The sequence below is a fragment of the Streptomyces sp. NPDC002788 genome (assembly GCF_053592115.1).
The window spans coordinates 37,428-61,557 of record NZ_JBSFVB010000027.1 but is presented as its reverse complement, the minus strand read 5'-3'; the positions used below and the strand labels follow the sequence as shown (position 1 = coordinate 61,557).

27 protein-coding genes and 6 pseudogenes are annotated in these 24,130 nt (G+C 67.0%); 11 read left to right on the top strand and 22 right to left on the bottom strand.

Translation table 11 applies throughout. The annotated features are described in order from the left end of the window. The first annotated feature begins 1 nt into the window (after position 1). A complete protein-coding gene (locus ACWD1U_RS34730; RefSeq protein ID WP_451113340.1) occupies positions 2-451 on the top strand; it encodes an IS3 family transposase in 450 nt (149 codons plus the stop codon). Here ACWD1U_RS34730 and ACWD1U_RS34725 read toward each other — a convergent pair. Next, positions 412-1,655 (bottom strand): IS3 family transposase gene (locus tag ACWD1U_RS34725; RefSeq protein ID WP_451113339.1). Its coding sequence is split into 2 segments (ribosomal slippage): positions 412-1,373 and positions 1,373-1,655, totalling 1,245 coding nucleotides; the frame shifts between segments, so codons are not numbered across the junction. The two genes, ACWD1U_RS34730 and ACWD1U_RS34725, sit on opposite strands and share 40 nt — an antisense overlap. On the opposite strand from ACWD1U_RS34725, the gene ACWD1U_RS34720 reads away from it, so the two are divergent. Together ACWD1U_RS34720 and ACWD1U_RS34715 are read left to right on the top strand one after the other, a co-directional pair. After that, positions 1,654-2,013 (top strand): NucA/NucB deoxyribonuclease domain-containing protein, encoded by a 360-nt coding sequence (locus ACWD1U_RS34720; RefSeq protein WP_451113338.1) that lies wholly within the window; start codon positions 1,654-1,656, stop codon positions 2,011-2,013. The genes ACWD1U_RS34725 and ACWD1U_RS34720 overlap by 2 nt on opposite strands. 16 nt (positions 2,014-2,029) lie before the next feature. Then, a complete protein-coding gene (locus ACWD1U_RS34715; protein ID WP_451113337.1) occupies positions 2,030-2,395 on the top strand; it encodes a hypothetical protein in 366 nt (121 codons plus the stop codon). A 266-nt stretch (positions 2,396-2,661) separates the two neighbouring features. Here the strand turns inward: ACWD1U_RS34715 and ACWD1U_RS34710 are convergent, their stop codons facing one another. Both ACWD1U_RS34710 and ACWD1U_RS34705 read right to left on the bottom strand, forming a co-directional pair. Further along, positions 2,662-2,877, bottom strand: coding sequence for a transposase family protein (locus ACWD1U_RS34710; RefSeq protein ID WP_451113336.1), 216 nt, complete (start codon positions 2,875-2,877; stop codon positions 2,662-2,664). Further along, complete coding sequence (locus ACWD1U_RS34705; protein ID WP_451113335.1) at positions 2,874-3,182, bottom strand: hypothetical protein; 309 nt, start codon at positions 3,180-3,182, stop codon at positions 2,874-2,876. Before ACWD1U_RS34705 ends, ACWD1U_RS34710 begins: the two co-directional genes overlap by 4 nt. A 4-nt stretch (positions 3,183-3,186) precedes the next feature. On the opposite strand from ACWD1U_RS34705, the pseudogene ACWD1U_RS34700 reads away from it, so the two are divergent. Beyond that, a pseudogene (locus ACWD1U_RS34700) lies at positions 3,187-3,537 on the top strand (transposase); the annotation flags it as partial. Positions 3,538-3,603: 66 nt separating this feature from the next. On the opposite strand, the gene ACWD1U_RS34695 reads toward ACWD1U_RS34700, so the two are convergent. Further along, a complete protein-coding gene (locus tag ACWD1U_RS34695; RefSeq protein ID WP_451113334.1) occupies positions 3,604-3,981 on the bottom strand; it encodes a hypothetical protein in 378 nt (125 codons plus the stop codon). Continuing rightward, positions 3,978-4,565, bottom strand: coding sequence for a TetR/AcrR family transcriptional regulator (locus ACWD1U_RS34690; RefSeq protein ID WP_451113333.1), 588 nt, complete (start codon positions 4,563-4,565; stop codon positions 3,978-3,980). The genes ACWD1U_RS34695 and ACWD1U_RS34690 overlap by 4 nt, the downstream gene beginning before the upstream one ends. A gap of 232 nt (positions 4,566-4,797) precedes the next feature. Here ACWD1U_RS34690 and ACWD1U_RS34685 point away from each other — a divergent pair, with 232 nt between their 5' ends. The 4 genes from ACWD1U_RS34685 (at position 4,798) to ACWD1U_RS34670 (ending at position 6,810) form a co-directional block, all read left to right on the top strand. Beyond that, entirely contained in the window at positions 4,798-5,097 is a 300-nt protein-coding gene (locus ACWD1U_RS34685) for a hypothetical protein (RefSeq protein ID WP_451113332.1), read from the top strand. A 268-nt stretch (positions 5,098-5,365) separates the two neighbouring features. Continuing rightward, positions 5,366-5,950 carry a DinB family protein gene (locus ACWD1U_RS34680; protein ID WP_451113331.1) on the top strand — a complete coding sequence of 195 codons (585 nt, stop codon included), beginning with the start codon at positions 5,366-5,368 and terminating at the stop codon, positions 5,948-5,950. Positions 5,951-6,037: 87 nt separating this feature from the next. Next, the gene (locus tag ACWD1U_RS34675; RefSeq protein ID WP_451113364.1) at positions 6,038-6,394 is read left to right on the top strand and encodes a transposase; all 357 of its coding nucleotides are present in this window, start codon (positions 6,038-6,040) and stop codon (positions 6,392-6,394) included. Continuing rightward, positions 6,382-6,810 carry an NUDIX domain-containing protein gene (locus ACWD1U_RS34670; protein WP_451113330.1) on the top strand — a complete coding sequence of 143 codons (429 nt, stop codon included), beginning with the start codon at positions 6,382-6,384 and terminating at the stop codon, positions 6,808-6,810. Before ACWD1U_RS34675 ends, ACWD1U_RS34670 begins: the two co-directional genes overlap by 13 nt. Here the strand turns inward: ACWD1U_RS34670 and ACWD1U_RS34665 are convergent. Further along, a pseudogene (locus ACWD1U_RS34665) lies at positions 6,805-7,649 on the bottom strand (transposase); the annotation flags it as partial. The gene ACWD1U_RS34670 and the pseudogene ACWD1U_RS34665 overlap by 6 nt on opposite strands. A 5-nt stretch (positions 7,650-7,654) precedes the next feature. On the opposite strand from ACWD1U_RS34665, the pseudogene ACWD1U_RS34660 reads away from it, so the two are divergent. Both ACWD1U_RS34660 and ACWD1U_RS34655 read left to right on the top strand, forming a co-directional pair. Next, a pseudogene (locus ACWD1U_RS34660) lies at positions 7,655-7,924 on the top strand (transposase family protein); the annotation flags it as partial. Positions 7,925-8,929: 1,005 nt separating this feature from the next. Beyond that, positions 8,930-10,612 carry a diguanylate cyclase domain-containing protein gene (locus ACWD1U_RS34655; RefSeq protein ID WP_451113329.1) on the top strand — a complete coding sequence of 561 codons (1,683 nt, stop codon included), beginning with the start codon at positions 8,930-8,932 and terminating at the stop codon, positions 10,610-10,612. 346 nt (positions 10,613-10,958) lie between these two features. Here ACWD1U_RS34655 and ACWD1U_RS34650 read toward each other — a convergent pair whose 3' ends face one another. From ACWD1U_RS34650 to ACWD1U_RS34640, 3 genes and pseudogenes are all read right to left on the bottom strand, one after another. After that, positions 10,959-11,999 (bottom strand): SCO1860 family LAETG-anchored protein, encoded by a 1,041-nt coding sequence (locus ACWD1U_RS34650; RefSeq protein ID WP_451113328.1) that lies wholly within the window; start codon positions 11,997-11,999, stop codon positions 10,959-10,961. A 233-nt stretch (positions 12,000-12,232) separates the two neighbouring features. Beyond that, positions 12,233-12,480, bottom strand: a pseudogene (locus ACWD1U_RS34645) (PPOX class F420-dependent oxidoreductase); the annotation flags it as partial. A gap of 122 nt (positions 12,481-12,602) precedes the next feature. Then, a complete protein-coding gene (locus ACWD1U_RS34640) occupies positions 12,603-12,812 on the bottom strand; it encodes a hypothetical protein (RefSeq protein ID WP_451113363.1) in 210 nt (69 codons plus the stop codon). Between ACWD1U_RS34640 and ACWD1U_RS34635 the strand changes: the two are divergent. Continuing rightward, positions 12,735-12,929, top strand: a pseudogene (locus tag ACWD1U_RS34635) (transposase family protein); the annotation flags it as partial. The gene ACWD1U_RS34640 and the pseudogene ACWD1U_RS34635 overlap by 78 nt on opposite strands. 50 nt (positions 12,930-12,979) lie before the next feature. Here ACWD1U_RS34635 and tpg read toward each other — a convergent pair. From tpg to ACWD1U_RS34570, 13 genes and pseudogenes are all read right to left on the bottom strand, one after another. Continuing rightward, a pseudogene (tpg, locus tag ACWD1U_RS34630) lies at positions 12,980-13,394 on the bottom strand (telomere-protecting terminal protein Tpg); the annotation flags it as partial. Positions 13,395-13,477: 83 nt separating this feature from the next. Then, a complete protein-coding gene (locus tag ACWD1U_RS34625; RefSeq protein WP_451113327.1) occupies positions 13,478-13,999 on the bottom strand; it encodes a fluoride efflux transporter FluC in 522 nt (173 codons plus the stop codon). A gap of 178 nt (positions 14,000-14,177) precedes the next feature. Next, positions 14,178-14,747 (bottom strand): adenine phosphoribosyltransferase, encoded by a 570-nt coding sequence (locus tag ACWD1U_RS34620; RefSeq protein ID WP_451113326.1) that lies wholly within the window; start codon positions 14,745-14,747, stop codon positions 14,178-14,180. A 56-nt stretch (positions 14,748-14,803) separates the two neighbouring features. Next, a complete protein-coding gene (locus ACWD1U_RS34615) occupies positions 14,804-15,859 on the bottom strand; it encodes a leucine-rich repeat domain-containing protein (protein WP_451113325.1) in 1,056 nt (351 codons plus the stop codon). Continuing rightward, on the bottom strand, positions 15,849-17,288 hold the full coding sequence (locus ACWD1U_RS34610) for an MFS transporter (RefSeq protein WP_451113324.1): 1,440 nt from the start codon (positions 17,286-17,288) through the stop codon (positions 15,849-15,851). Before ACWD1U_RS34610 ends, ACWD1U_RS34615 begins: the two co-directional genes overlap by 11 nt. Positions 17,289-17,290: 2 nt before the next feature. Beyond that, a complete protein-coding gene (locus ACWD1U_RS34605) occupies positions 17,291-18,121 on the bottom strand; it encodes a hypothetical protein (RefSeq protein WP_451113323.1) in 831 nt (276 codons plus the stop codon). Between the two features lie 35 nt (positions 18,122-18,156). Next, positions 18,157-18,921: a hypothetical protein gene (locus ACWD1U_RS34600; protein WP_451113322.1), complete on the bottom strand. Its 765-nt coding sequence runs from the start codon at positions 18,919-18,921 to the stop codon at positions 18,157-18,159. Positions 18,922-18,964: 43 nt separating this feature from the next. Then, on the bottom strand, positions 18,965-19,738 hold the full coding sequence (locus tag ACWD1U_RS34595) for an SDR family NAD(P)-dependent oxidoreductase (protein ID WP_451113321.1): 774 nt from the start codon (positions 19,736-19,738) through the stop codon (positions 18,965-18,967). Between the two features lies 1 nt (position 19,739). Further along, complete coding sequence (locus tag ACWD1U_RS34590) at positions 19,740-20,318, bottom strand: cupin domain-containing protein (protein WP_451113320.1); 579 nt, start codon at positions 20,316-20,318, stop codon at positions 19,740-19,742. Between the two features lie 37 nt (positions 20,319-20,355). Continuing rightward, entirely contained in the window at positions 20,356-20,958 is a 603-nt protein-coding gene (locus ACWD1U_RS34585) for a histidine phosphatase family protein (protein WP_451113319.1), read from the bottom strand. 41 nt (positions 20,959-20,999) lie between these two features. After that, positions 21,000-21,827, bottom strand: a complete 828-nt coding sequence (locus ACWD1U_RS34580) for a hypothetical protein (protein ID WP_451113318.1) — start codon at positions 21,825-21,827, stop codon at positions 21,000-21,002. A 73-nt stretch (positions 21,828-21,900) separates the two neighbouring features. After that, positions 21,901-22,740, bottom strand: a complete 840-nt coding sequence (locus tag ACWD1U_RS34575) for an S-methyl-5'-thioadenosine phosphorylase (RefSeq protein ID WP_451113317.1) — start codon at positions 22,738-22,740, stop codon at positions 21,901-21,903. 18 nt (positions 22,741-22,758) lie between these two features. After that, the gene (locus ACWD1U_RS34570; RefSeq protein WP_451113316.1) at positions 22,759-24,129 is read right to left on the bottom strand and encodes a cation:proton antiporter; all 1,371 of its coding nucleotides are present in this window, start codon (positions 24,127-24,129) and stop codon (positions 22,759-22,761) included. Position 24,130: the final 1 nt, after the last annotated feature.

The following is a 24,130-nucleotide window of genomic DNA, read 5'->3' as shown; positions in this document are numbered from 1 at the left end:
AGTGGACGGAATCGACGAGCACCTGCGCCTGGGGGCCGAGCCCGTACTCCGGGAACTGAACATCCCCTCTTCCACCGATTACCGGTGGCGCCAGGCCGAGACCGAGCCGTGCGAACGGCTCCGCCGGGACGCCGAGCTGACGGGCAGAATCCGGCAGGTCCACGACGAGCCCGGCGGGATCTACGGCTCACCCCGCGTGCACGCCGTCCTCAGGCGTGAAGGCGTCCACGTCGGCCGCAAGCGCGTCGAGCGGCTCATGCGCCAGGCCGGCCTCGCCGGGATGAGCCCCCGCCGGGACAAGGGCTTCAGTCGCCGTGACCCGGACGCCGATCTGGCCCCTGGCCTGGTGCAACGCGACTTCGAACGGGCCGAACCGGCTGTGGGTGAACCGCTCCGGGATCGGTGGAGGCTCTATGCGTTGACTCCGGCCGCCGGTTGGGGCTGGTGTTGAGCGTAGTGGTTGGTCTCGTATTCGTGGGGTGGGAGGTTTCCGATAGCGCTGTGGAGCCGGTGATTGTTGAACCAGTCGACCCATTCCGCGGTGCCGAGTTCGACATCGGCGAGTCCGTGCCAGGGCCGACGGGGCTTGATCAGCTCTGCTTTGTAGAGGCCGATTTGGGACTCCATGAGCACGTTGTCCAGGGCATCACCGACGGTGCCGACCGAGGCGTCGATGCCGGCCTCCAGGAGATGCGCGGTGAACGCGAAAGACGTGTACTGACTGCCCGCATCGGAATGATGAACCAGCCCCAGTCCAGCGGGAGTTCCAGCACGGTCACGTCGCCACAGGGCCATGTCGAGGGCGTCGAGGACGAGTTTGGCCCGCTTGCTGGTGGCCGCGGACCAGCCGACGATCGCCCGGGAGAAGACGTCCACGACGAACGCGACGTAGACGATCCCGGACCAGGTGGCCACGTAGGTGAAGTCGGCGACCCACCTCTCGTTCGGCCGGGACGCGGTGAAGTCGCGCCTGAGCAGGTCAGCTGCCCGTTCGTGCCCGTCGTCGCGCACGGTGGTGCGGATCTTCCTGCCGCGACGGGCGCCTTCCAGCCCCAGCTCGCGCATCAGCCGGGCGACCGTGCAGCGGGCCACGGGTATGCCCTCACGGTGCAGCTGCCGCCACACCTTCCGCACTCCGTAGACGCCGTAGTTGTCGGCGTGGACCCGGCTGATGTGCGTCCTTAGCTCCGCATCCCGCACCGCGCGGGCGCTGGGAGCACGGTTCTTGGCGGCGTAGTAGGTGCTCGTTGCGATCTTCAGTCCGTGGTCGGACAGCACACGGCAGATCGGCTCGACCCCGAACACCTTCTTGAACTCGTCGACGAACGCTACGAGCGCCTGGACGGCCGGTCGAGCTCGGCCGCGAAGAAAGCCGACGCCGCCTTCAGGATCTCGTTGGCCCGCCGCAGTTCGGCGTTCTCGGCCCGCAGCCGCTTGATCTCCGCGGCCTCCTCAGACGTCGTGCCGGGCCGCCGACCGGCGTCCACCTCCGCCTTGCGGACCCGCGTCCGCACCGTTTCCGCTGCTCCGATGCCCAGCTTCGCCGCGACTGCCTTCATCGCGGCCCACTCGGTCGGATAGTTCGGACGAACCTCCGCGACCATGCGCACCGCACGCTCACGAAGCTCAGCAGGGTAGGGGGACGGACGTGCCATGACTCGATCCTCTCAGGGAATCGAGCCTCCATCAGACCCGGAGCGGTTCAATGGGCCGCACCGTCTGACCTCCACCCTGCACCAGGCACAGATGGACGCCAACGAGTCGCAGAAGAACGCGGCCTGCTCCCAGACCGGTGACTACGCCACCACCGGCCTGCCGTACACCCTGCAGCCGAAGACCGGCCAGGACTGCGATGAGTACCCGTTCCGCTCCACCCTCGAAGGCGCCGCAAGCCCGGACTGGGACTTCTCCGTCCGCGCCGTCGACAGCACGCAGAACCGCTCCGCTGGCGGCTCCCTGTCTGCCCTCGGATCTTCTCGCCGCCCTCGGAGTCAGCAGCCCGCAGCCACTTGAGGACGTAGCAGCAGCCTTGCGCGAGCACTACCACGACGCCTGGTTCCTCGAGCAGTACCCAGCCTCCGAGCGGCAACCTCCTATGCTGGCCGCATGCCAGATCGCATGCCAATGGTCTGCCGCCGTGGAGATCTTCGGCGCCACTGGATGGGTCGGCTGCACACCGCGCCTACTACGCGCACTATCCGAGCGCCACGGATTCGCCTGCACCGCCTACTTCGACCAGGAAGACGCGAAGATCTTCCTGTGCGACCAAGGCGCAGACATCGCACAGATCGACGCGACAACGGGAAATCGGATCGGCACGATCAACGCCAGCACAGAGGCAAGGCTGGCCCAGGCAGGCTTCCCCCCCGGGCGGCTTCCCCGCCATGTCCCCTGAAATGAAAGAGCTGGCCTACGTCGGTCGACTCGGTGCCGTATTTGCCGCGGTCACTCAGTACACCCTTGAGGACTGTCTCGCCGGTAGTTCATGGATCGGCGGCCTCGCTCAGCGGTGACGAGGTACACGAATGGCAAGGCCCCGCAGGCTGGTCGACCTGCAGGGAGGAGTGTGCATCATGAAGTTGCAATTCACGGATCTGGTGTGCGCGGGGTTCGGTGTGCTCGGGCTGGTCGAGGGCGGCTGACTTCGGTGTAGATCATCGGTCAGCGGGAGACTTCGCGGTTCGTCAAGACGAGCAGGGCCCTCACCAGCACGGCCGTCCACTTCGGGTCGGTGCGGACCTTGCCGAGCACGCGCCAGTTCTTCAGGTGCGCGAAGCCGTGCTCGACCGGCGCCCGGACCGCGGCCAGCGCCGTGTTGGACAGTTTCTGACTGCGGGTGAGCGGGCGGTTGCGGGCGGCCTTGTAGCCGGTGATCACCGCCGGGTCGGCTCCGGGCCGCTGTCGTCGAGGCCGACGAACCCCAGGTCGGCGATCGTGCCGAGGCCGACCGCCCGCAAGTGGGCGGTGAGTTTGTCGTGACGGCAGGCGGTGATCTTCGGCGCGGGCGTCCGGCTCTTCGACGGCGTCTCGCCCGAACTCGTGGCGAGGTAGGCGTCGCGCAGCCGATTGCACCAGCCGTCCAAGTAGCGGCCGTTCTCGTCCCGGACGTACGCCTCGATCGGACGGACCTCATAGTCGGCCTCATACCCACGCAGGTGATCGGCTCCCCGCAGGTCACCCACCTGGCTGTTCCTGCCCGCATCCTGGGATCCCGCCTCGCCGGAGGCCGATGCGGACAAGATCGCCCGCCGCGGCCGCTGCGGGATTTCCGCCCGGGTGGGGCATGTGGAGAAGTGGCAGCTGGCCCTGGACATGATCGACGAGGCCCGGTCATGGGGCGTCGACGTTCCCCTGGTGGTCGCGGACGCCGGATACGGTGATGCCGCCGCCTTCCGCCTGGACCTGGAGGAGCGCAGCTTGCCCTATGTGGTGGGAGTTTCCTCTCGCCATACCGCCCAGCCCGCCGGCGCCCGGCCCGTCCAGCCCGCCTACGCGGGCACCGACCGGCCACCGAAAGTGCAGTACCCCGAGTCTGCGCAGGGCGGAGGTCTCCCAGGCCACGACCCGGCGGCTTGTCATGCCTTCCGGCCTGCCCCTGCGGACTCATGCTGCGCCAGCCGCCGCCAGCACCGCCACCGGCAACAGCAGCATCCATTGCGGCAGGCGCAGCAGCGGCTTCGACCAGTTGGCCGCCAGAGAGACAGCGAGAAAGACGCCCGAGTAGGCGACGAAGTGGGCGGCCAGAAGCCAGGCGATGGTGTCACCGCCGGGGCGGTCGCCCAAGGCCAGCCAGATCAGGGCCACAGCGGCCAGCATCAGGTCGGCGGTGACCATGTGCCAGACCGCGTGCAGGACGCGGCGAGGTTCGCCCGGGAGATTGCCGGCCAGCAGCGGCCGGACGACATCCCGACCGCCCGCCACGGCGTGGATGGCGGCGATCGCCCCGGCGGTTATGCCAGCGGCGAGGAACCAGGCGTTCATCGGGTCTCGATTCCGCGGCCGACGATGGCCGCCAGTTGCGCGGCCAGCTGCGCGCTGGGCTGCTCGCCCACCAGGCCGACGTGGAAGAAGACAGCGCCAGCCAGTGTGTCCAGAACCAGATCGACGGGCAGGCCGGGGTCAGTCTCCCCGCGCTGGGCGGCTCGCTCGAACACGGCCATCAGGCCGGCCTTGGCCGGGGCCAGGAACTCAGATTGGATGCGGGCCTGCAACTCCGGGTTGGCGGCGAAGTCGGCCAGCAGGCCCGGCAGGGCCGCGGCGGCGGCCGGAGCAGAAAACTCCTGGATGAGGACCTCCAGCAGGGCGGTCAGATCGCTGGCCAGGCTCCCGGTGTCCGGTGCCGGAGCGGTTTCGGTCTCGGTGAAGACCGCCTCGTACACCAACTCAGCCTTCCCCGACCACCGCCGGTAGACGGTGTCCTTGCCGACGCCGGCCCGGGCCGCCACCGCCCCGATGGATGTGGCGGCGTAGCCCAGTTCGGTCACCAGCTCGACCGTGGCAGTCAGGATCGCCTGATGCGCACGGCTGTCTCGGGGACGCCCACGCGGGGCGTTGGAAAGCGTCACGGTATAACCATACGGGACGACCCGTTGGATTAATGCGTCAGGGGAGTAACACGGGTAGGTCGATGTGGCCACCAGTCGCGATTGGTGGCCGCTTCAGTGAGGTTCGGCAGTTACCGCCGCCTCACCGTCGATCAAGAACCATCAGGACCAGTGTTGCCGTCCCCGGTAGAGACAGGGCCGGAGACGCCCCCACCCATAGCGACCGATCGCACACCTGAACCGCCCCGGTTCGGTGGCCGACCTGCTGGAAAGCCTGCGGCAGGCTGCGGAGGACGAGCAGATTGCCGCACTGCTGGCCCGCGACCCCGCCACGCACGTCACCCTCGACGACCCGCACGCCCTGGGCTCTCTGCTCTACAGACTGCGGGAAGTCGGGGCGGACGAGCAAACTGCCGCCCTGACAGCACGGGCTGCCGCAGCGGGACACTTTGCTCAGTTCATCAAAAACAGCGACCACCGGAACTGGTTCCGATTCGGCCAGGAGCCCGATGGGAGTGCCGCTCCTTCATGGGTATGGGACGACCTGGAGTGACTCAACCGGAGCAACAGACCGGACCGTCCGCTCCCTGACATCACCAACGTGCCTGCACACCCCTCGAATAGCTGTGAGGCACGTCGGTGAGTTGCTGTATGCCTCACATGCCTTCTCCTAACTAAGAGGTTGTCTCACGTGGCAAGTTTCGCGAGCTTCTTGCGGCAGCTCAGGACAGTGGCCATGGTCAGGCTTCGGCTCTTCCGGTCATTGCGGTCCACGTACGGGATCTTGAGGCCGCGAGTAGCCCATGGCAGGCTCATGCCGCATGACCGATGAATTCGCCAAGGACACCCTGCACGGGAGACTGCGGCGGGACCGCAAGGCGCTGCTCTGGAAGCTCGACGGCTTGTCCGAATACGACGTCCGCCGACCATTGACAGCGACCGGGACCAACCTCCTCGGCCTGGTCAAACACGTGGCCAGCGTCGAGGCCAGGTACTTCGGCGAGGTCTTCGACCGCCCTTCCCCGGAACCGCTGCCTCGGTGGCAGGACCATGACGGCAGCGATCTGTGGGCGACTGCGGACGAGACCCGCGATCAGATTATCGAGTTCTACCGGCGCACGTGGGAACACTCAGACGCGACGATCAATGAGCTTCCCCTCGACGCCCCCGGCCACGTGCCGTGGTGGCCGGAGCCTTATACCAACACGAACCTGTTCGCCATCCTGGTCCACGTCCTCGGCGAGACCAACCGGCATGCCGGGCACGCCGACATCCTGCGCGAAGACGTCGATGGCCGAACCGGGATGCGGCCCGAACACGAGATGCAGATCGATGAGGAAGCCCGCGACGCCTACTGCGCGAAGATCGAGCAGGCCGCCAGATCGGCCGCATCGGTCAAGGCATAGAAGCCTGCGCCACGTGACTTGATGTTCGAGCGGCATGATGCCGACCGTGAGTGCTGATCTGTCGAAGCGTCTGGTTCCTGATGAGCTCTGGGAGCTGGTCGCCCCGTTACTGCCGACGTTCGCGGCTCGACCGCAAGGTGGCGGGACCGTCCGCGTGACGAGCGGGCCGTGTTCACCGCAGTGGTGTACGTGCTGACCAGCGGCTGTGCCTGGCGTCATCTGCCGCCGACGTTCGGCACGTCCTCCGCCACCGCGCATCGCCGCTTCACGGTATGGACCGGGGTCGGCCTGTGGCGTCGGCTGCATCGGGCGGTGGCTTTATTCACGAGTAGTGGTTCTGGCTCAGCTTCTGTGGCCAGTGGCAGAGAGCTACTGGGCTCGGCCCACCTGTTCAATCACATCTCCCTTGCCCAGGCAGTTAGCGTGTCCGGATGCCGTCCGTGAACCTGCGTCACTCAGTACGCGCGATCATCCTCGACGAGGACGACCGCATCCTTCTCTGCCGGTTCGCGATTCCAGAGCCGACGGGAACGGTGGTGTGGGCAGCCCCGGGCGGAGGTATCGAACAGGACGAGACTCCACTTGCCGCATTACGTCGCGAACTGTGGGAAGAGGTGGGCCTCGCTGTCAGGACCGACCCCCCGCACGTGTGGCACCAAGAAGCGGTGACGCCTGGGCACGCAGCGGGCTACGACGGCGTCGTCCATGACTACTTCCTCGTGCGCACTGCAGGGTTCAACCCGCGCGGCGCGCTGTCCGACGACGAGCTCGCCGAGGAGAACATCACCGAACTGGAGTGGTGGCACCCACAGGAAGTCGCCAGTTATGACGGTCCGGACCTGTTTTCCCCCCGCCGGTGAGGTGCGCTTTTGGTGGAGGTAGGCGCGAACGCGCTGGTAGCTGCCCTTGTAGCCGAGCGGGACGATTTCCTCCATAGTTTCCAGGCGTTGGTGCACCCCTCGCTCCAGCGGTCGTCGAGGTAGGTCTTGTACTCGTCCAGGACGGACGGCCGGGTCTGCCACTGACCGGTAAAGAGGTCTTCGGGCTTGGCAGCGTCGGCGTACCGCTTGACGGCGCGGCTGGTCATGTGGAGCTGCCGCTGGATCGCGCGGCGGCTGTGGCCTGCTTTCAGCAGCGCGTGGACGGCGGCGTGTGTGCTCCGGGTGCGGTCGGCGAACCGATGGCCGGTCGGCCACGGCGAGCCGGACGCCTCTTCCGCCGGGGCCTGTTCAGGCTCGGGTTCAGGTGCCTCGGGGACCAGGACGCGCAGGCAGCGGCGGTGTTGAGCGACGGTCCTCTCGACGGCCTCGCTCAGGTTGTGCCAGAGATGCCACATGTCCGCGACCTGGACGGCCTGCGGTGCCCCGGCGGCGGCGCCCTCGGCGAAGAACGGGGCACGGTCGCGGCAGACGACCCCGACTCCGGGCCGCTGTGCCAGCCACGCGGCCAGAGTCGGCGCCTCCCGGTCGGGCAGCAGGTCAACGGGGCGCCGCGTCTCGATATCGACGAGGACCGTGCCGTAGTGGCGGCCCTTGCGGGTGGCGTACTCGTCGACGCCCACCACCCGCGGCGCGGGCACGTCCGGCTCGGGAAGCGCGTCGACCAGGCGAAGGACGGTGCTGCGGCTGATGGACATCCCGAGGACGGAGGCCAAGCGGGCGCCGGCCCGGCCCGCCAAGGCAAGCCCCACTGCTGCCAGGGGCCGAGGCCGGCATCCGCTGCTGGGCCGACAAGGGATACCAAGGAGCCGGCGGAACCGTCCGCGTGCCCTACCGCGGTCGCTGGGAGAAGCTCTCCGCAGGTCAGCAGGCGGTCAACCGCGCCCATGCCAAAATCCGGGCGCTGGGCAAGCAGGCCATGGCCACGCTCAAGACCTGGCGACTCCTGCGCAAGCTGCGGTGCAGCACCACCCGCATCACCAGCCTTGTCCAGGCCGTCCTCACCCTCCACCTGACCTGCTCAAACCAAGGTTGAAAACGGCTCAGTGATAGGGGGCAGGCGGGCGGCGGGCGGCGGGCGGCGGGCGGCGGGCGGGAACTGCGTAGATGGGAAGCCGGGACGTAGGCCACCGGCGGTCTTCGTCGCTGGGGCTGGGGGCGAGGGCGTAAAAAATGGCCCGTTCGGAAAACTGCCGGTGGCCTTCTCTCGAACGCGAAGTCGAGGCGCGCGAATCTCACTGCGGACACACTCCAACAGCTGGCCGACTTCGGGCTGGAGTGGCCAGGCCTGCTCCCGGTTGTCCCACAGCTCCTGAGCGGTCTGCACGGTGGCGTCCAGGTCCTGGGTGGCCAGGTAGCCGGTCTCCCAGACGCCGGCCCCCGGCGCGACACGGAAGGACAGGCGCCGCCACCCGGCCTTGTGGGAGCGGCTCGGCACGCGGCCCTCCACCTTCGGCAGGTGGCTCGGGAGAGCACCGGCCAAGAGAGCGCGGAGTGATCAGACAGCTTCTGCAGATGACCTCCAACTGGCAGGGTGTCAGCCTCTGGGAGCTCGTCCGTTTTTCAGGTGAACTTACCGCTTTTCATGGGGATGGGCGCTAGACATCCTCCTACGCTCTTATCCGGCACGAGCAGTAAGAACAGGTGTGCCTGCCCTCTTTGGGCTCGATGACCGTCGGGGGTTCGCATGAGGCCGGGACAGACCGGTTGGGGGGGCTCGTTGCACGCCGTTCGTACCGGCTGGTCATGGGCGGCATGTGGGTGGGGCAAGACTCTGGGGCTGGGATGCGTGCTTGCCGCCGCAATGAGCGCGAGCGGGACGGCGGTGCTGTTCCTTCCAGTCGGCGTCGGAGTGCCGGCTGCGCATGGTCTGGCCGCCCTGTCCCTGCTTGGGCGTGCCAGAACGGTTACCGGAAGGGTGCGTCTTCGCCTCGCACTCTTCGCGGGTTCTTTGGCAGCGGGTGGCCTTCACCACCTCGTCATCAGTCAGCTCCCTTCCTCTCGAGGAGGGCCCGCTGGCGGGCTCCACGTCGTCCTCCAGGTGCTGGCGCTCACCGGAATCGTCCTGTGCCTGGTGGTCGCGATCGCCGGACTGGTGATCGCGGTTGCGGACCGCGGGGCGACGCTGGTCTGGCTGCGGCGAGTGCTGGACGGATGGATGATCGCCGGCTCTCTGCTCACACTGGGCTGGGTGCTGCTGCTGAATCGTGCCGACCAAAGCGGCGATGCCTTCGGGTCCTTGCAGGATTTGGCACGCGTGGCGACGGACATCCTGGTCTTCGGACTTCTGGTGGCACTGCGCTACTCCCTGAAGCGTCCTGAACGCACAGCGACAACGGTAGCCGCCTTGGCCCTTATCGTGTTGACCGCAAGCGACATGCTGCGCATCCTCATGCCGGCCTCCGGCACCTGGTACGGCATTCCTTGCGCGGCGGCCTGCTCGATCACTGGCCTGCTCCTCATCGCGGTTACCCCATGGCTGGCCGGAGGCACCAGCGTCGTGGACGTCGACCAGCGCATCATGCCCGTTGTCGGGGTCGTGGCCGCTTTCGTGCCCGTGGCCATCTGCGTCCTGGCCTTGACGGCTCACACCATGGTCGGAGGCCGCACCGACATGGTTCTGCTGGTCCTGGCGGGTTTGCTGCCCATCTCGCTCGGTATCCGCCAGGGCATCATCCACGCCGATCACCTGCGTATCACTCGCGAAGCCATCACCCGGGAGGCGCTTTATCGCGCCTTGGTCGACGGCACCCGCGACGTGATCACCATCGTCAGCCTGGACGGCCGCGTGCTCTACGTCAGCCCTGCCGCCCACCACGTCTTCGGCTACCGGCCTGAGGACCTGCTGGGTGCCCGTCTGCCCCTGTACTGCCACCCCGAGGACCTGACGCCGCTGATGCAAGCAGTCGAGACACTTCGGCAGGAAGCCGCATCAGCCATCCGCGGTCCGGGCCGCCGCGTGTCCTGCCGGGTCCGCCACGCCGACGGACGTTGGCGCCACGTCGAGTCGACGGTCAGCCACCACGCCGAGGGAATGATCTTCAGCAGTCGCGATGTGACCGACCGGGTCGCCCAGCAGGAACAGCTCGAGCACCTGGCCTTCCACGACGCGCTCACCGGACTGCCCAACCGGGCCCTGTTCGCCGACCGAGTCGCGCATGCCCTGCGGAAGCGGACCACGCGCACAGCCCCGCCCGCAGTGCTCTTCATGGACCTGGACGGCTTCAAGGCTGTCAACGACTCGGCCGGACACGCGGTGGGCGACGCTCTCCTGATCCACGCCGCCCGCCGGATCCAGGCATCTGTACGGGCTGAAGACACCGTGGCCCGCCTCGGCGGTGACGAGTTCGCCGCCCTCCTGGAGGGGGAGGCCGGGAGGCACCCCTCACGTGCTGAAGACGTCGCCGAGCGCATCCTGACTGCCCTGACGCAGCCATACGAGATCGCAGGCAAGCAGGCGCTCGTCTCGGCCTCCATCGGCATGACACTGGCCCTGCCGGGCGTCATGCCGGACGAACTCCTCCGCCAAGCAGATGAAGCCATGTACGAGGCCAAGAGAGCAGGCAAAGGCCGCATCCGCATGCACATCCCCCAGTCCCGCCAAACCGGCCACAGTCCATCACCCGGGGCCCACCCGACGGCCACCCCCCTCCAGGCGTCAGACCAACCGGCAGCACACGGCCCGGGACAGCGACCCCGTGCTGCCGGTACCCGAAACCCCTGATCCGAGCCTGATCTGCCAGCACGGACTGGACACTGTCATGGCGGTGAGTCAGAGCTTCGAAGTGCACCGGGAACCGGACGGCAAACGGAGCACGACCGCGATCACGCTCGCGGACCACCCAAACGCTCGTGCGGCGCCAGACCAGCCGTGTGCCTGCGTGGTCTCGGTCTCTACCCCTGGTGTCCCACGCCGAAGCCCCACATCCAGGGGGCCTTCATCACCCTCATGACCCGCCGCCCAGCCCGCCCCCGCCGCGAAGCCGAGGCCGCAGGTCCGGGCCTCGATGGGCTTCAACGAGGTCCGGCCCCGGCCCCGAGCGGGAGCGCCGCCCGCGACCGGTCCCGCGTCAGTTGTTCTGAGTGGTGCGGCGTCGACGCATCAGGTACACGGCCGCGGCGCCACCGAGGATGAGCGCCCCGCCCACGCCGGCGATGACAGGTGTGGCGGAGTTGCCGCCGGTCTCAGCGAGGTTCAAGCCGTCGTCGCCGGTCTGGGTGTTGGGCTGATTGCCCGCGGCGACAGCGTTCTCGGCGCCCTCGGCACTCTTCGAGCCGGCGGACTCGGCGGAGGACTGGCCGTCTGACGAGCCGCCCTCGGCCCTGCCACTGCCGGATCCGTCACCGCTCGCGCCGTTACCGTCCGCACCGTCACTGTCCGAACCATCATGGTCGGCGCTGGAGGCGCCCGGCATTGCGCAGGTGGCCTCGGCGAGCACGATCTCTCCGGATGCCTTCACCACGCCCAGCTTGGCTGGAGTCACTGTGTACTTCAGCCGAAGCGCGGTGGCGGCCCCCGTGCTGTCCGTCGTGGTCGCGTTCTCCAGGACGAGGTCGACGGTGCCGACGCCCGGCACCTCGACGTGCTGGTCGCCGGGCCCGTTCACGGGGACGGGCTTGCCGAGGACGGTCACGTTGTCCGCCAGCGCGGCCTTCGCGGTCGGTTTCTTGCCCGTCTCGCAGGAGGCCGTGGCCTTCAGAAGGTCGGCGGCCAGCAGCGGGTTGTCGGGCAGGCCGGGTGCGTAGGCCTGTACGCCGACGAGCTTGGCGTGGCCCACCGACCGGTGCGCGTCCGCCTTGACGCTGGAATGCGCGACCTTGGCCCTGACCAGCGTGGTGGGCTGCCCCTTGTTCACACCGTTCACCTCGGCGGTGAGCAGCGTCTGCTGCGCGTCCCCGGGCGCGCTCAGATCGTTGAGCGACTTCTTCACCGGAACGTCGCCGACACCCTCAACGGAGACCTTGAGGTCGGCGCGCGCCACGACGGCGGTCGCCTTGCCGGTGGAGCCGGAGTGTTCGCCGGCGGGTACCGCGTAGGCCGGGCCGGCGGCCAGTGCGCCACCGACCGCCAGAGCCGAAACGCTCAAGAGAGCGGCTGGGCGTGCGGGCATGCTGAAGACATTCCTGTACAACTGAGAAACTCCCACAAAGACATGGAGCCGTCGGCGCTACGGTGCTCGCTGCAGCGTGTCCGCCGACGGCCTCGACCCGCAGATCATGGCCTCACCGATGCCGGTCGTGCGACAATCCGATCAGGGATCACTCCAACGTGCGGTTTCCATGCCTACCCCTTGCCGATCGCGCAACTTCTGGGCTTGGTAACTCGTTGCCGTCAACCGGCCCTAACCCCTAACGCCGTTCTGCCTGGGCAGTGGTCGACCGCGTCGCCAGGAACCGTCGTCACCTCGGAACCCTCGGCCTCGCCCTGGGCGACGGCGAACGACCACACGTCCCCACCCTGCACATGCAGGGCCGGACGCGGGTCGCGCCGCAGGTGCTTAACCTTGGTGCCGTCGGCCGTGGTCGAAAGCCGCAACACTCGGGCTTCAGGGTCCATCTGTAGAGCATGGTGGTCAGGTGTGGGCGGCCACTGCCAAGCGCAAACGAAGGTCGCCAATGGCAGGTGCGCTGCTGGTCTGGCCGTGGCGTACAGCTGGTGGAGTCGGCCCGGACCGATGGAGGGCTGAGAAACGCCTCCCTCCTTGTCGCTCTTGTCAGGAGGTTGCGATGGCCACGCCCACCGGTCCTGAGTCGACGGGGATGGTGGCGGTGACGGTGTTGGTGGTGGTGTCGATCACCGACACGGTGTCCGAGTCGAGGTTGGTGACGTAGGCGCGGGTGCCGTCCGCCCCCGACGCGAACTGCTGCCGGGCGAGGAAGCCGACAACGCCGCCCACCGCAAAGTCCGTGCCCGGGTGGAGCATGTGATCGGCCGGATGAAGAACTGCAAGATCCTCCGCGACTGCCGGCAACACGGCGACGGCCTCCACCACGCCGTCCAGGCCGTCGCCCACATGCACAACCTCGCCCTCGCATCATGACCAGAAGACTGCCCCCACCGGCCCTGCCCTGCCCGGACACAGCCTTGTGCAACACGCTTTAGGGAGCCGGCGCGGCGACCGCCGTCCTGGGCGTCGAAGAGGCGGGCGGCGTAGGTCGAGGGCAGGGCGATGGTCAGGTGCCGGATGCGGTCCTGGTCGGTCGAGCCGATGGGTGCGGTGTAGCCGAGGCGGGCGCGGGTGTCGCTGACAATGCTGTCCGTGGAGGCGGCCTTGGCCTTGGCCCGGATCTGGGGCTGCCAGCGGTTCTTCACCTCGCGCTCCATGCGTGCTGCGAGGTCCGGGCGGTTTTTTGATCTGGTCCTTCACGTACCGTTCAACGGTGCGCTGGGAGATCCGCAGCAGCTGGGCGACTGCTTTGGTGCCGCCGAGCTGCTTGACCAGGTACCGCATCTGCGCGCCTCGGGCCCACGGATTTTCGCGTACTGGGCATCCAGGTCGAGACAGCGGTCAGTCGGTGTAGGCGTTCCTCAGGAGGATGCCGTCCTGTGCCTGCGGCGCGGAAACCTCCACAGCCGCAGGATGCCTATTCACTTGATGTTCTCATCCTGCTCAGCGCGGGGTGTTGTGAGTAGACGGGTAAGGGTGATCGCGGCCCAGGTTGCGAACAGGGCAGCGGCCAGAGTGGTGGAGAGGTAGAGCAACGCGGTGGCAACACGGTCGTCGCTGATGAGGTTGTAAGCGTCGGCGGCGTAGACGGAGAAGGCGGTGTAGCCGCTGAGGACGCCATGGAAGAGAAATGGCCGGATGAGTGGGTGGACGCTGATCTTCTCTGCGGTCAGTACCAGGAGTATGCCAAGGACCGCACTGCCGGTGACGTTGATCCAGAGCGTGGTCCAGGGGAATGTACCGGGCGCGGTCGGCCATATGAGACTCGCGCCGTAGCGGGCGCAGGCACCGATGCCCCCGCCGGCCGAGACGACGGCAAGGATCTGGGCCTCGCGGTGCCGAGGGGTAGAGGCGTCGGGAGACGGCCACAGGCCAGTGGCGGTGTTCGGATCAGCGCGCCGGCTTCGATCTGCCTGATTCGGTTTGGAGTAATCGGGATCCATGCGTCGGGCTCCCATCTGGTCGTCTTGAAGCCCCCGAGCGGACGGCGTGCCAGGCCTTTTTGAGGCCACTGCCACGCCGTATCGGCGGCCGTTGACGCCTGCGCTGGCGATGGTCGTCTGCGGCAGGCTTCCGTGTGATCGCCTGCGGGATCGCGGATCCCGAGGCCGGCGCCCTGCCTCAGACCGTGACAACCGCTTCGAGTGGCATCCCATCGAGCAGCGGCTGGAGCCTCTTACGTCCTTCCAGGAAACCCAGTTCCATCAGTACGCCGACGGCGACGACTTCCGCACCGGCGTTGCGAATCAGTTGGATTGACGCTCCCAAGGTGCCGCCCGTAGCCAGAACGTCGTCGATGACGAGTACCCGGCTGCCGGGTGCGAAGGCGTCACACTGGACCTCGACCTCAGCCTTGCCGTATTCCAGTTCGTATGATTGGGCCAGCGTCGGTCCCGGAAGTTTTCCTGCCTTGCGTACCGGAACGAACCCCACTCCGGCCTTCAGAGCGACGGGTGCGGCCAGGATGAATCCTCGGGCTTCCAGGCCGGCCACCGTGGTGGCCCCATGGAGTACGGCGAGGTCCGCGAGCTTGTCTACAAGGAGCGAGAAAGCCTTGGTGTCAGCGAGCAGCGGGGTGATGTCCTTGAATGTTACGCCCTGCTGGGGAAAGTCGGAGACATCGCGTATTCGGTCGAGGAGCCGCTTTTGCAGGGAGAGTGTCTCTTCAGCCGCAGTGCCGGTCGATTCCACGAACGGATTCCTTTCATGTCGGGGTGCGATAACAGCGGACTCGGTACACGTGCCGGTCACGTCAAGACGGTGCATCCCCGCTGCTCAAGGGTGGAGATCCATTCGGGCAGCGGGTCGATGATGTTCCACCGCAGGTCGAGCTTTTCTAGGCTGGGAAGGTCGGCCAGAGCGGCTGGGAGTTCCTCCAGGCCATTGTTCCGCAGATCCAGGTGGGTCAGCCGGTCGAGGTTTCCGATCGAATCCGGGAGCCTGCGTACCTTATTGTTTCGCAGGTCGAGGATCTGCAGCCGGGACAGCCGGCCGATCGATTCGGGCAGCGCCGCCACTCGGTTGTCCATCAGGCGCAGTTCGCGCAGATCAGCGATCTGGCCCACCTCGTCCGGGAGGCCGGTCAGTTCATTGCCCATGAGGTGCGCCTCCCTCAGATCGCGCAGGCCGCCGATCGACCGGGGCAGCTCGACCAGACGGTTGTTGTAGAGGCGCAGTTCGCGTAGGGAGACGAGGGATCCGAACCGCTCCGGGAGCGAGGTCAAGAGGTTGTCGGTGATGTTCAGGTAGCGAAGACGGGTCAGACGGCACAGCGAGTCCGGGACCGACGTGAGCCTGTTGTTGCTCAAGTAGAGGTACTGCGTGAGACCTGTCAGGTCGCCCAGGGATGCGGGGAGCTCGGCCAGTTCGTTGTGGCCCAGGTCGAGTGTGTGCAGGCGGCTCAGCCCGCCGATCTCGGAAGGAACCGATGAGAGGCGGTTGTCGGCAAGGTTGAGAACGCGCATCGCGCTGAGCTTTCCGAGCTCGGGGGGCACGTCCGAGAGGGCGTTCTTGTACAGACTCAGCACTTCAAGTCCTGCGCACGCGAGGACGACGTCCGGAAATCTGCTGAACCTGTTCCCGTCCAGACGCAACTCGGTGAGCTGGTGAAGTCTCCCCAGGTCTGCGGGCAGGTCGTCGAGGGAATTGAAGGAGAGATCGAGTCTTGGAAGACCCTTCATGTCCGTCAGTGCTGCGGGAATCGAATCGATCTCCTTTCCGCGCGTGGAAAGAGATACGACGTCGCCCCCTGCGTCACTTTTAGTTAATTCCTGCGGGTACGGCGACACGCTGTCATCGATCACGAAAACCACCCTTCAAATCGGCATTCGAAGTTCCAGTGCGGGGAAGGAGTGCGTAACCAGCCGCGGCCGCAAACGCCGCCAGGCAACCGAGCAGAATGAAACCATTCACAAATTGCCGATCGAGGGAAGATGAGCGCAATACGAGAACAAGAATTGAGAGGCCGACACTGCCACCGAAGTACTGTACCATCGTGATCATTCCTGATCCCACGCCCTGTTGTTGCTCGGGAATCGCCCCGGTGCCCAGCGCGAAGGTCGCGGTGTAGGCGATTCCTTGGCCAACACCGCTCATGAGCAGGGCCGGCAGAATCGCCCACGTGTACGGGATGTCCGCGGACGCCACCGTCAGAATGAACAGCCCCGCCCCTCCTCCGGCGAATCCGATGGCGAGGGTGTGCCGTTCACCCAGGCGCCCGATCAGGCGCCCGGTGACGGCACTGCCGACGGGGGCCGCAGCGGCCAGCGGAACGAAGGCCAGGCCTGCGGCGAACGGCGTGTATCCCCTGTCCTCCTGGAGCAACAGGGTCAGCAGGTAGAACTCCGCTCCGAAGCTCCCCATGAACAGGGCCGCCAGGAGTGTGGCGGTCGAGAAACGACGGTTGCGGAACAGGTGCGGCGGGATCAATCTGACGTTGGCACGCCGTTCTTGGTGCACCAGGAGTGCAATGCACGCTCCTGCGAGCAGGAGGGGCACGAAGAAGCCGGTATTCAGTTGGCCGCCCTCGGAAACACGGGTCATCCCGATGGCGAGGAACAGAACACCGAGCGTCACCAGGACCGCCCCAGTCCAGCCGACCGGGCCCCGCGCTGCCGTCGTGGTGCGATCGCTCCGGAAGGCGAAGTGGGCCAGTAGCAGCGCGGACAGGGCCAGGGGGACGGCGGACCAGAACACCCAGCGCCAGGAGGCGGCATCTGTGACGACTCCCCCACCGAGCACTCCCGCGGTGAGCCCCGAGGCCCCGGTGGTGCTCCAGACTGCGAGTGCTCGCGTCCGCGCCGGCCCTGGTGGGAAGGTGCCGGTCAGCAGGGACAGGGTGGACGGGGCGAGTGCCGCCGCCCCCAGGCCCTGCATCCCTCGCGCCACGAGAAGCTGCGCGGCACTGTCGGCCAGCCCGGCCCCGAGTGAGGACACTGCGATCATCCACAGCGCGCCGATCAGCATCCGTCGTGCTCCGAACAGGTCTACGAGACGGCCGCACACGAGGAGGAACCCCGCGAAGGGGACCGCGTAGGCGCTGACGACCCAGGGCAGCGCGGCGGAACCGAAGCGGAGGTCCTCCTCTATGGAAGGCAGCGCCACGTACACGACGGAGTAGTCCAGCGCGATGAGTAATTGCGCGGTTCCCAGGACTACGAGGGCACCCGCCCCGGCGGACGCAGTGGCGCCCACCGGGGTCGAAGATGTCCCCAACTGCTCGGCTTTGCTCACGATTAACCCCTCGGGATACCCAGCACGTCTGCGGCACGCTGGTACTTGGACTCCAGAATGGACTGGATTCCGAAGCGCTGCTCGAGTGATGAGGTAAGCGTCTCGATGAGCTGGATGAGCCGCGGATCGTGTGCCACCTCGTCCTCGAGGTGCGGGTATACCGGCAGTTCGATCTCGCTGTACGTCTTTCGCACCCGCTGCTCTTCGGGCAGCCGCAGGTCGTAGACCGTGACCCTGTCCATCGAGCAGCGCAGGGCGTCCCGCTTGTCCAGCCACACGAAGAAGGGGTGGCGGTACTGCTCCAGGCCGATAGCCGGAGTCAGGTCGTCGCCCGTTATACCGAACTTCTCGCGCAGATGGACGCCGGGGTGCTCGATGTCCGTGCGGGCGAGCAGCCGCTTGACGGCGGCCACGGCCTCCGGGGACGAGGGGGCCCGCTGGATGTTGGCCTTGTCCTCGCCCTCGAAGACATACCGGTGATCCCGCCGTACGGAGTTCTCGTCCTCGGACAGCTTGAACGCGCAGAAGGCGTGGGTCTTGATGTTGCACGTGGTGCGCAGCACGGCGCCGGCCCGCAGCAGGCGGTGGTCCTCGGTGTCGTAGTAGATGCCGGTGTTGAGCCTGGGCTCGGTGCGGGCGTAACTCTTCTCCGCGATCTCCCCTCCTGGTACCAGGTCGCCGATCCGGACGTGCATCTCGTCGAGCCAGGCGTAGTACTCCTCGTCCGTGGTGTCGTCCGAGAAGGCGAGCTTGACACCCAGCTGGTTGAAGACCGCGAAGTCTCCGGTCCGACTGTAGATGGGCTCTTCCGTGGGGATCTGAGGCGTGTGCATGGGACTCCCGTCAGTGAGGGGGAACGGCCTGTGGCTCAGCAGCGGTCGAGGACGATGCGGAGCTTTTCGGCGAGATCCGCGGTGGAAAACATCTGGTTCTCCGTGGGGTCGTACTTGACGGAGTTGCTGAAAACGCTCGCGTAGTTCTTCTGTCTGGGGCCGCGCAGCACCAGGGTGCAGGTCAGGTCCTCGCGCGGTAGGATCACCCGGTGGATCTGGTCGAACGTGAGTTCGTAGGACATGCCGGACTCGATGCGGGGAAGGTCCGTGGCGAGCAGGGGCGAGTCGCCCACGTTGACGTAGAAATTCCCCACGGTGGCGACGCTGTTGAGCTTCTCGGGGATGTACTGGTACTCCCCGAATAAGGTTCCGGTCGCGTCCCGTACGAAATTCTGCGAGGTCAGGGTGCCGGCGACGACGTGGGACCAGAAGCTGAAGCGGTGGTCGTGGATCTGCTCGTCCTCCGCCTCGGCGTCGGAGTAGGGCGGGTTCCACAGGTGGAGAGTCAGCCGGTAGCCGAGCTGGGTGCCGGGGTCCACCAGGACGATCTTGTCGAAGTGGTTGGTGTGCGGGTACGAACGCTGCGCGACGGAGGCGAGCAGCTTCTCGTCGGCGAGTATCTCGCCCAGCAGGGCGGAGAGGTTCTCGCCCGAGCCCAGGGCGTGGACGAGTTCCAGGTTGGACTGCACGGTGGTCTCGCTGCGGTCAATCGGCAGGGCCGCGAGCTTCCGGCAGACCTCTTCGTAGGTGGGCGGTGGTCCTGTCTGCAGGGAGGATTCGGGCATGCTGAGTGTGGTCATGGGATGCGACTCCTTATTGCTGGTTGCGGTGGGACGCTTCCAGTTACCAGGTGGGCGCGGAGGAGACTCCGCCATCCACGACGAGGTCGTGGCCGGTGATCCAGGACGCGAGCGGGGAGGCGAGGAAGACACAGGCGTTTGCCACGTCCTGTGCTGTACCGAGCCGCTCAAGTGGTGAGGCCTTTTTCCATCGCCGGACTCCTTCGGGCCATTCCTCTTGGAGTCCCGGCCGGTCGACCAGCCCGGGTGAGACGGTGTTCACGCGGATCCCCAGACGCCCGTATTCGAGCGCGGTACAACGGGCGTGCATGATGAGGGCGGCCTTGGAGGAGCAGTAGTGTGCGTGGCCGATAGCAGGGTGGCTTCCCTCGATGGAGGCGATATGGGTGATGGTGCCGCCTCCGCTGGCGGCAAGGATGGGGACCGCCGCCTGGGTACAGGTGAAGGCGCTCGCGAGGTTGGTGTCCAGCACCCGCCGCCATTCGGCGGTGGTCATCTCGGCCAGACCCTGCACCGGCTGGATGGCGGCGCAGTTGATGAGCCCGGTGAGGCTTCCGGACCACGCGGCGCCGTCCGCCATCAGACGGTGGCAGGCGGCCTCGTCGGTGAGGTCCGCGGACAGGGCGAGGGCCCGGCGGCCCTGGTCTGTCAGCTCGGCGGCGAGTTGCTCGGCCCGGTCTTTGCCTTCGTGTCCGTGGACGATTACGGCCGCGCCGGTCTGTGCGAAGCGCCGGGCGATGGCGCTGCCGATTCCGCCGCTGGCGCCGGTGATCAAAACGGTGTGCCCTGTCAGGTCGGGCAGGCCGGAGCCGGCCACCTCAGGTCACCGAGGGTGAGATCGAAGACGTGCGGGCGGACTGGTCGATCGCACCCTCGCTCCCGGCCGGGTGACGCAGCGGAACTCCGGGCCTGCAAAGTGCCTCGATGAGGCCGGCCGCCTCGGGGTAGCGGGCACTGAGCTGCTGGGCGTCGCCGCCCTCGTAGTCCTCGGAGCTGAACCCGGGTGCCAAGGTGCAGCCGAAGAGCGCCCACTGGCCTTCGGACACGACCCGTCCGCCCATCCACGTGCCGGCAGTGACCGTGTACTGGACGTGCTGACCACCCAGTACGTCCGAGCCCAGGACGACGACGCGGCTGCCGCCGTCCGGTTCGAGCAACACCAGTTCGACCGGGTCGCCCAAGTAGAAGTGCCAGACCTCGTCGGTGGGGAGCCGGTGCATCGCCGAGAACTGATTGTCCTCGGGAGACAGGAGAACGATGATCGACGAGCCGGTGGGACGCCCGTCGGGACGCGGCGGACCTGCCCAGGTGCGGGTGAATAGGCCTCCCTCCAGCGGCATGGGCCGAAGGCCGTAGAGGGCGGTGAGGTCTTCGACCGTGGGCCGGGGTGCGTGCATGGCTTCCTTTCCGGGTGCCGGATGGCAATTGCGGTCGTCAGGTGGTGCGCAGCCCGGGCGGCAGGTGGTCCCAGAGGTTCACGTGCACCACCCTCCAGCGACCATTGGTCCACTCGATTGCGTTGATGCCGCAGTTGTAGAGCTTGAGGCAGAAGGCATCGGACTCCGCGATCGTGCGGATGACCGTCTTGATCAGGCCACCGTGCGTCACCGCGAGCACGGGCTGCCCTGTTTCCTCGACCAGCTGGGTCAGTTCCCCCAGAGCGGTCCGCGCCTGGGCACGGAAATCGAGGTAGCGCTCGGAGAGCGGGTCCTCGGGCCAGGGCGCGAACGGCGCCGATGCCTTGGGGAGTTCGGAGACGACGTGAAACGTTGCCTCCGCCAGTGAGGGCTGCACGCCCACGGACAGGCCGAGGGAATCGCCGAGGTACTCGGCCGTCTCACGGGCTCGTTTCAGCGGGCTGGCCACCACGCTGCCCAGGGTCAGCCGGGTGGTGTCGTCGAGGACGGCACCACTGGTGAACCACTTCCCCAGGTGCTTGGCCTGGTCGTGCCCGAGCGGACTGAGACTGGTGTCCCAGTCCTGACTGGGGCTGACCTGCCACTGCGACTGGCCGTGGCGTACGAGATAGATCTTCACAGGTTGTCCTCCACGGCCGGCCTTCACCGTTCCTTCCGGATTCAGCGGCCGCCCATACCCAGGGCCGTCGCCGAACGCTGGTACTTGATGTCGGAGGTGACCTTGGTGTCGAAGCGTGCGCACAGGTCCTCCGAGAGCACCTTGAACAGCTCGACCACACGGGGGTCCTGGGCGACCTCCGGCTCGATCCGCGGGTAGATGGCCAGTTCGACCTCCGAGACGGGCCGCTCCTCCCGCTCGGCCTCAGGCAGCCGCAGGTTGGACACGGTGGCCCGGTCGATGCTGCAGCGGAGCGCGTCCCGCTTGTCCAGCCAGACGAAGAAGGTGTAGCGCAGGTCGTCGAGCTTGACCGTCGGGATGAGCTCGGTGCGCGGGATCCCGTAGGTCTCCTCGAGGTGCAAACCCGGGTGCTGGATGTCCGTGCGGGCGAGCAGACGCTGGACGACCGCGACCGCTTCCGGGGAGTCCGGGGCAGCCTGGATGGTCGCCTTCTCCTCGCCGTCGAAGACGTAGCGGTGGTCACGGCGCACGTGGTTCTCGTCCTGGGCGGCCTTGAAGGCACAGAAAGCGTGCGTGATCTTGTTGCAGGAGGTCCGCAGCAGCGCGCCAGTGTTCAGGATCCGGTAGTCCTCGGTGTCGTAGTAGATCGCTGTGTTCAGGGGAGGTGCCTGGCGGGCGTTCTCCTTCTCCACGATCTGTGCGCCCGGGACGCGGTCGCCGATGGTGGCGATCATGTCGTCGAGCCACTTGTAGTAGTCCTCGTTGCTGACCTTGTCCATCTCGATCTTCAGGGCGAGCTGGTTGAAGATCACGGAGTCGCCGCTGCGGCTGTAGACGGTCTCGTTCTGGGGCATCTTGGGGCTGATCATGTGAATATGCATCCTTCGGTGGGGTGGCCGGCTGCGGCCGGGGGGTCGATGGCCGGTGCGTGGAGACCGGGTGTCAGGGCAGTTCGATCCCGGTGTCGACGCCGTCGAGGACACGGCTGCACAGGCACTCCCGCTCAGTGGGCAGCGCCTTGAGGGCGTTGGCGAGGACGGGGCGCAGACGGTCGATGTTCTGGCCGAAGACCTTGAGGACATCCTCGTGGGTGACGCCCTCGCCGACCTCGACACCCGCGTCGTGGTCGGTGACGAGCGCAACGGAGGTGTAGCAGAGTCCGATTTCCCTCGCGAGCGCCGCCTCCGGGAACCCGGTCATGCCGACGACCGACCACCCCTGGGCGGAGTACCAGCGCGACTCGGCGCGGGTCGAGAACCGGGGGCCCTGGATGACGACCAGGGTTCCTCCGTCCTGAGCTCCCTCCCAGCCCGCCTCGCCGGCGGCGCCCAGTACTGCGGCGCGGCCCGCAGGGCAGTACGGGTCGGCCGTGGGAGTGTGCACGACCAGCGGGATCTGGCCGTCCGGGCGCTGGTACCCATCGAAGAAGGTCTGGTCACGGCCATAGGTCCGGTCCACGAACTGGTCCGGCACGACAAGCGTGCCGGGGCCCAGCTCCTCACGGAGGCTGCCGACCGCGCACGGGGCGATGATCTGGCGGACGCCGACCGATCGCAGGGCCCACAGGTTGGCGCGGTAGTTGATCCGGTGCGGCGGCGTGGAATGCTGCCGGCCGTGGCGCGGCAGGAACGCCACCTTCCGTCCGGCGAGCTCTCCGACCATGAGGGAGTCGCTGGGTTCCCCGTACGGGGTGTCGACGGACACCTCGGTGATGTCGTCGAGGAAGGAGTAGAAGCCGGATCCGCCGATTACACCGATCTCGACGTCGGACAGTTGGGTCATGGGAAGCCTTTCTTGTAACTACCGGCTCGTGCTGCGAGCGGTTGTGTGGGGTGATTCGTGGGAGTCGTGTTCATGCTCCCCCGCCGGCTGCTTGGCTGAGGGAGGCATGAGCGGTTTGCCGTGCGCGACGACCCGACCCAGCCAGTAGCCGGCGATCTGCGAGGAGATGATCGAAAGCAGGACCAGCGAGGTGAAGAAGTTCTCGTTGATGACGTGGGCGCCGAAGGCGACCGACGCAAGCACGATGCCGGGACCGCCGCGTGCGTTCATCGCGACGGCAAGGTTGGTCGCCGCCGATTGGGACTCACCTGCCGCCAGAGCTCCGAGCCATACGCTGAAGGACTTGATCAGGCAGGCGAGCACGAAGAACCACAGGAAGAACAGCGGGTCGAAATGCCGGACCAGGTCGAGCTTGACACCGACGATGGCGAAGTAGACCGGGACGAACAGGCCCATCGAGACGTGGCGCAGGGTCTCCTGCGAGGCCACGGCCCGATCCCCCGTGGCGCCTGCGATGCACATGCCGGCGACCAGGGCGCCGAAGATCGGATCGATGCCCAGTCCGGTGCAGGCAGCGCAGAGCAGGAACACCACGACCAGCCGGAACGCCAGCGGGCTGCGCTGCTCCAAGACGTTGATCCGCGACCTCGTCAGCCCCATGAAAGACCGCGGGCCGAGCCACAGCAGCAGGCCGAGGAAGAGCAGCGGTACGACGGTGAAGTAGACGATGGCCAGCGGCAGGGAGTCAATAGCGAGCAGTGCCCACATTCCGAAGCCGTCGCCGACGTCAGCCTGGGCCACGCCCAGGACGATGGCCAGGATGACGTAGAGGATGACGTCCTCGATCACGGCCACGGCCAGCACAATCCGCGCGAACAGCGACTGGAGAATACCCAGGTCCATCATGATGCGGGAGATGACGGGCACGCTGGTGACCGCCACGGCCATGCCGAAGATGAGGGCGAGGGTCGTGGGCGAGCCGTTCGGGCCCATGAGGTCGTCCATGTCCGCGGCGGAAGCGATGGCCAGGCCGAATCCGAAAGGCAGGACGAGTCCGGAAACGGTGACGAACCCGATGGTGCGCTGCCCCTTGTTGCGGCGGTGCGACCGCAGTTCGGTACCCGTCAGGTAGACGAGTAGCAGCAGACCGATCTGGTAGAAGGCACCCATTACGTGTCCGGTGGCCCCGTCGGTCGGGAGCAGCCAGCGCTGAACATCCGGGGCTAACTCGCCCAGCACGGTCGGACCGAGCAGGAGGCCTCCCAGGATCTCCCCGATGACCTGGGGCTGGCGCATTCGCGCGAACAGGTACCCGCCCAGGTGCGCCGCGACGAGGAGGACGATGAGGGCGAGAAGGACGTGGGCAACCTCGGCGGTCTTAAGGGACACC

Coding starts and splice junctions, on each gene's coding strand:
- ACWD1U_RS34600 (WP_451113322.1), bottom strand. CDS start 18,921: ATGACCACACTCAGCATGCCCGAATCCTCCCTGCAGACAGGACCACCG.
- ACWD1U_RS34580 (WP_451113318.1), bottom strand. CDS start 21,827: ATGATCAGCCCCAAGATGCCCCAGAACGAGACCGTCTACAGCCGCAGC.
- ACWD1U_RS34650 (WP_451113328.1), bottom strand. CDS start 11,999: ATGCCCGCACGCCCAGCCGCTCTCTTGAGCGTTTCGGCTCTGGCGGTC.
- ACWD1U_RS34695 (WP_451113334.1), bottom strand. CDS start 3,981: ATGAACGCCTGGTTCCTCGCCGCTGGCATAACCGCCGGGGCGATCGCC.
- ACWD1U_RS34575 (WP_451113317.1), bottom strand. CDS start 22,740: ATGACCCAACTGTCCGACGTCGAGATCGGTGTAATCGGCGGATCCGGC.
- ACWD1U_RS34590 (WP_451113320.1), bottom strand. CDS start 20,318: ATGCACGCACCCCGGCCCACGGTCGAAGACCTCACCGCCCTCTACGGC.
- ACWD1U_RS34720 (WP_451113338.1), top strand. CDS start 1,654: ATGACTCGATCCTCTCAGGGAATCGAGCCTCCATCAGACCCGGAGCGG.
- ACWD1U_RS34640 (WP_451113363.1), bottom strand. CDS start 12,812: ATGCTCCACCCGGGCACGGACTTTGCGGTGGGCGGCGTTGTCGGCTTC.
- ACWD1U_RS34680 (WP_451113331.1), top strand. CDS start 5,366: ATGACCGATGAATTCGCCAAGGACACCCTGCACGGGAGACTGCGGCGG.
- ACWD1U_RS34605 (WP_451113323.1), bottom strand. CDS start 18,121: ATGCACACGCCTCAGATCCCCACGGAAGAGCCCATCTACAGTCGGACC.
- ACWD1U_RS34625 (WP_451113327.1), bottom strand. CDS start 13,999: ATGGATCCCGATTACTCCAAACCGAATCAGGCAGATCGAAGCCGGCGC.
- ACWD1U_RS34670 (WP_451113330.1), top strand. CDS start 6,382: ATGCCGTCCGTGAACCTGCGTCACTCAGTACGCGCGATCATCCTCGAC.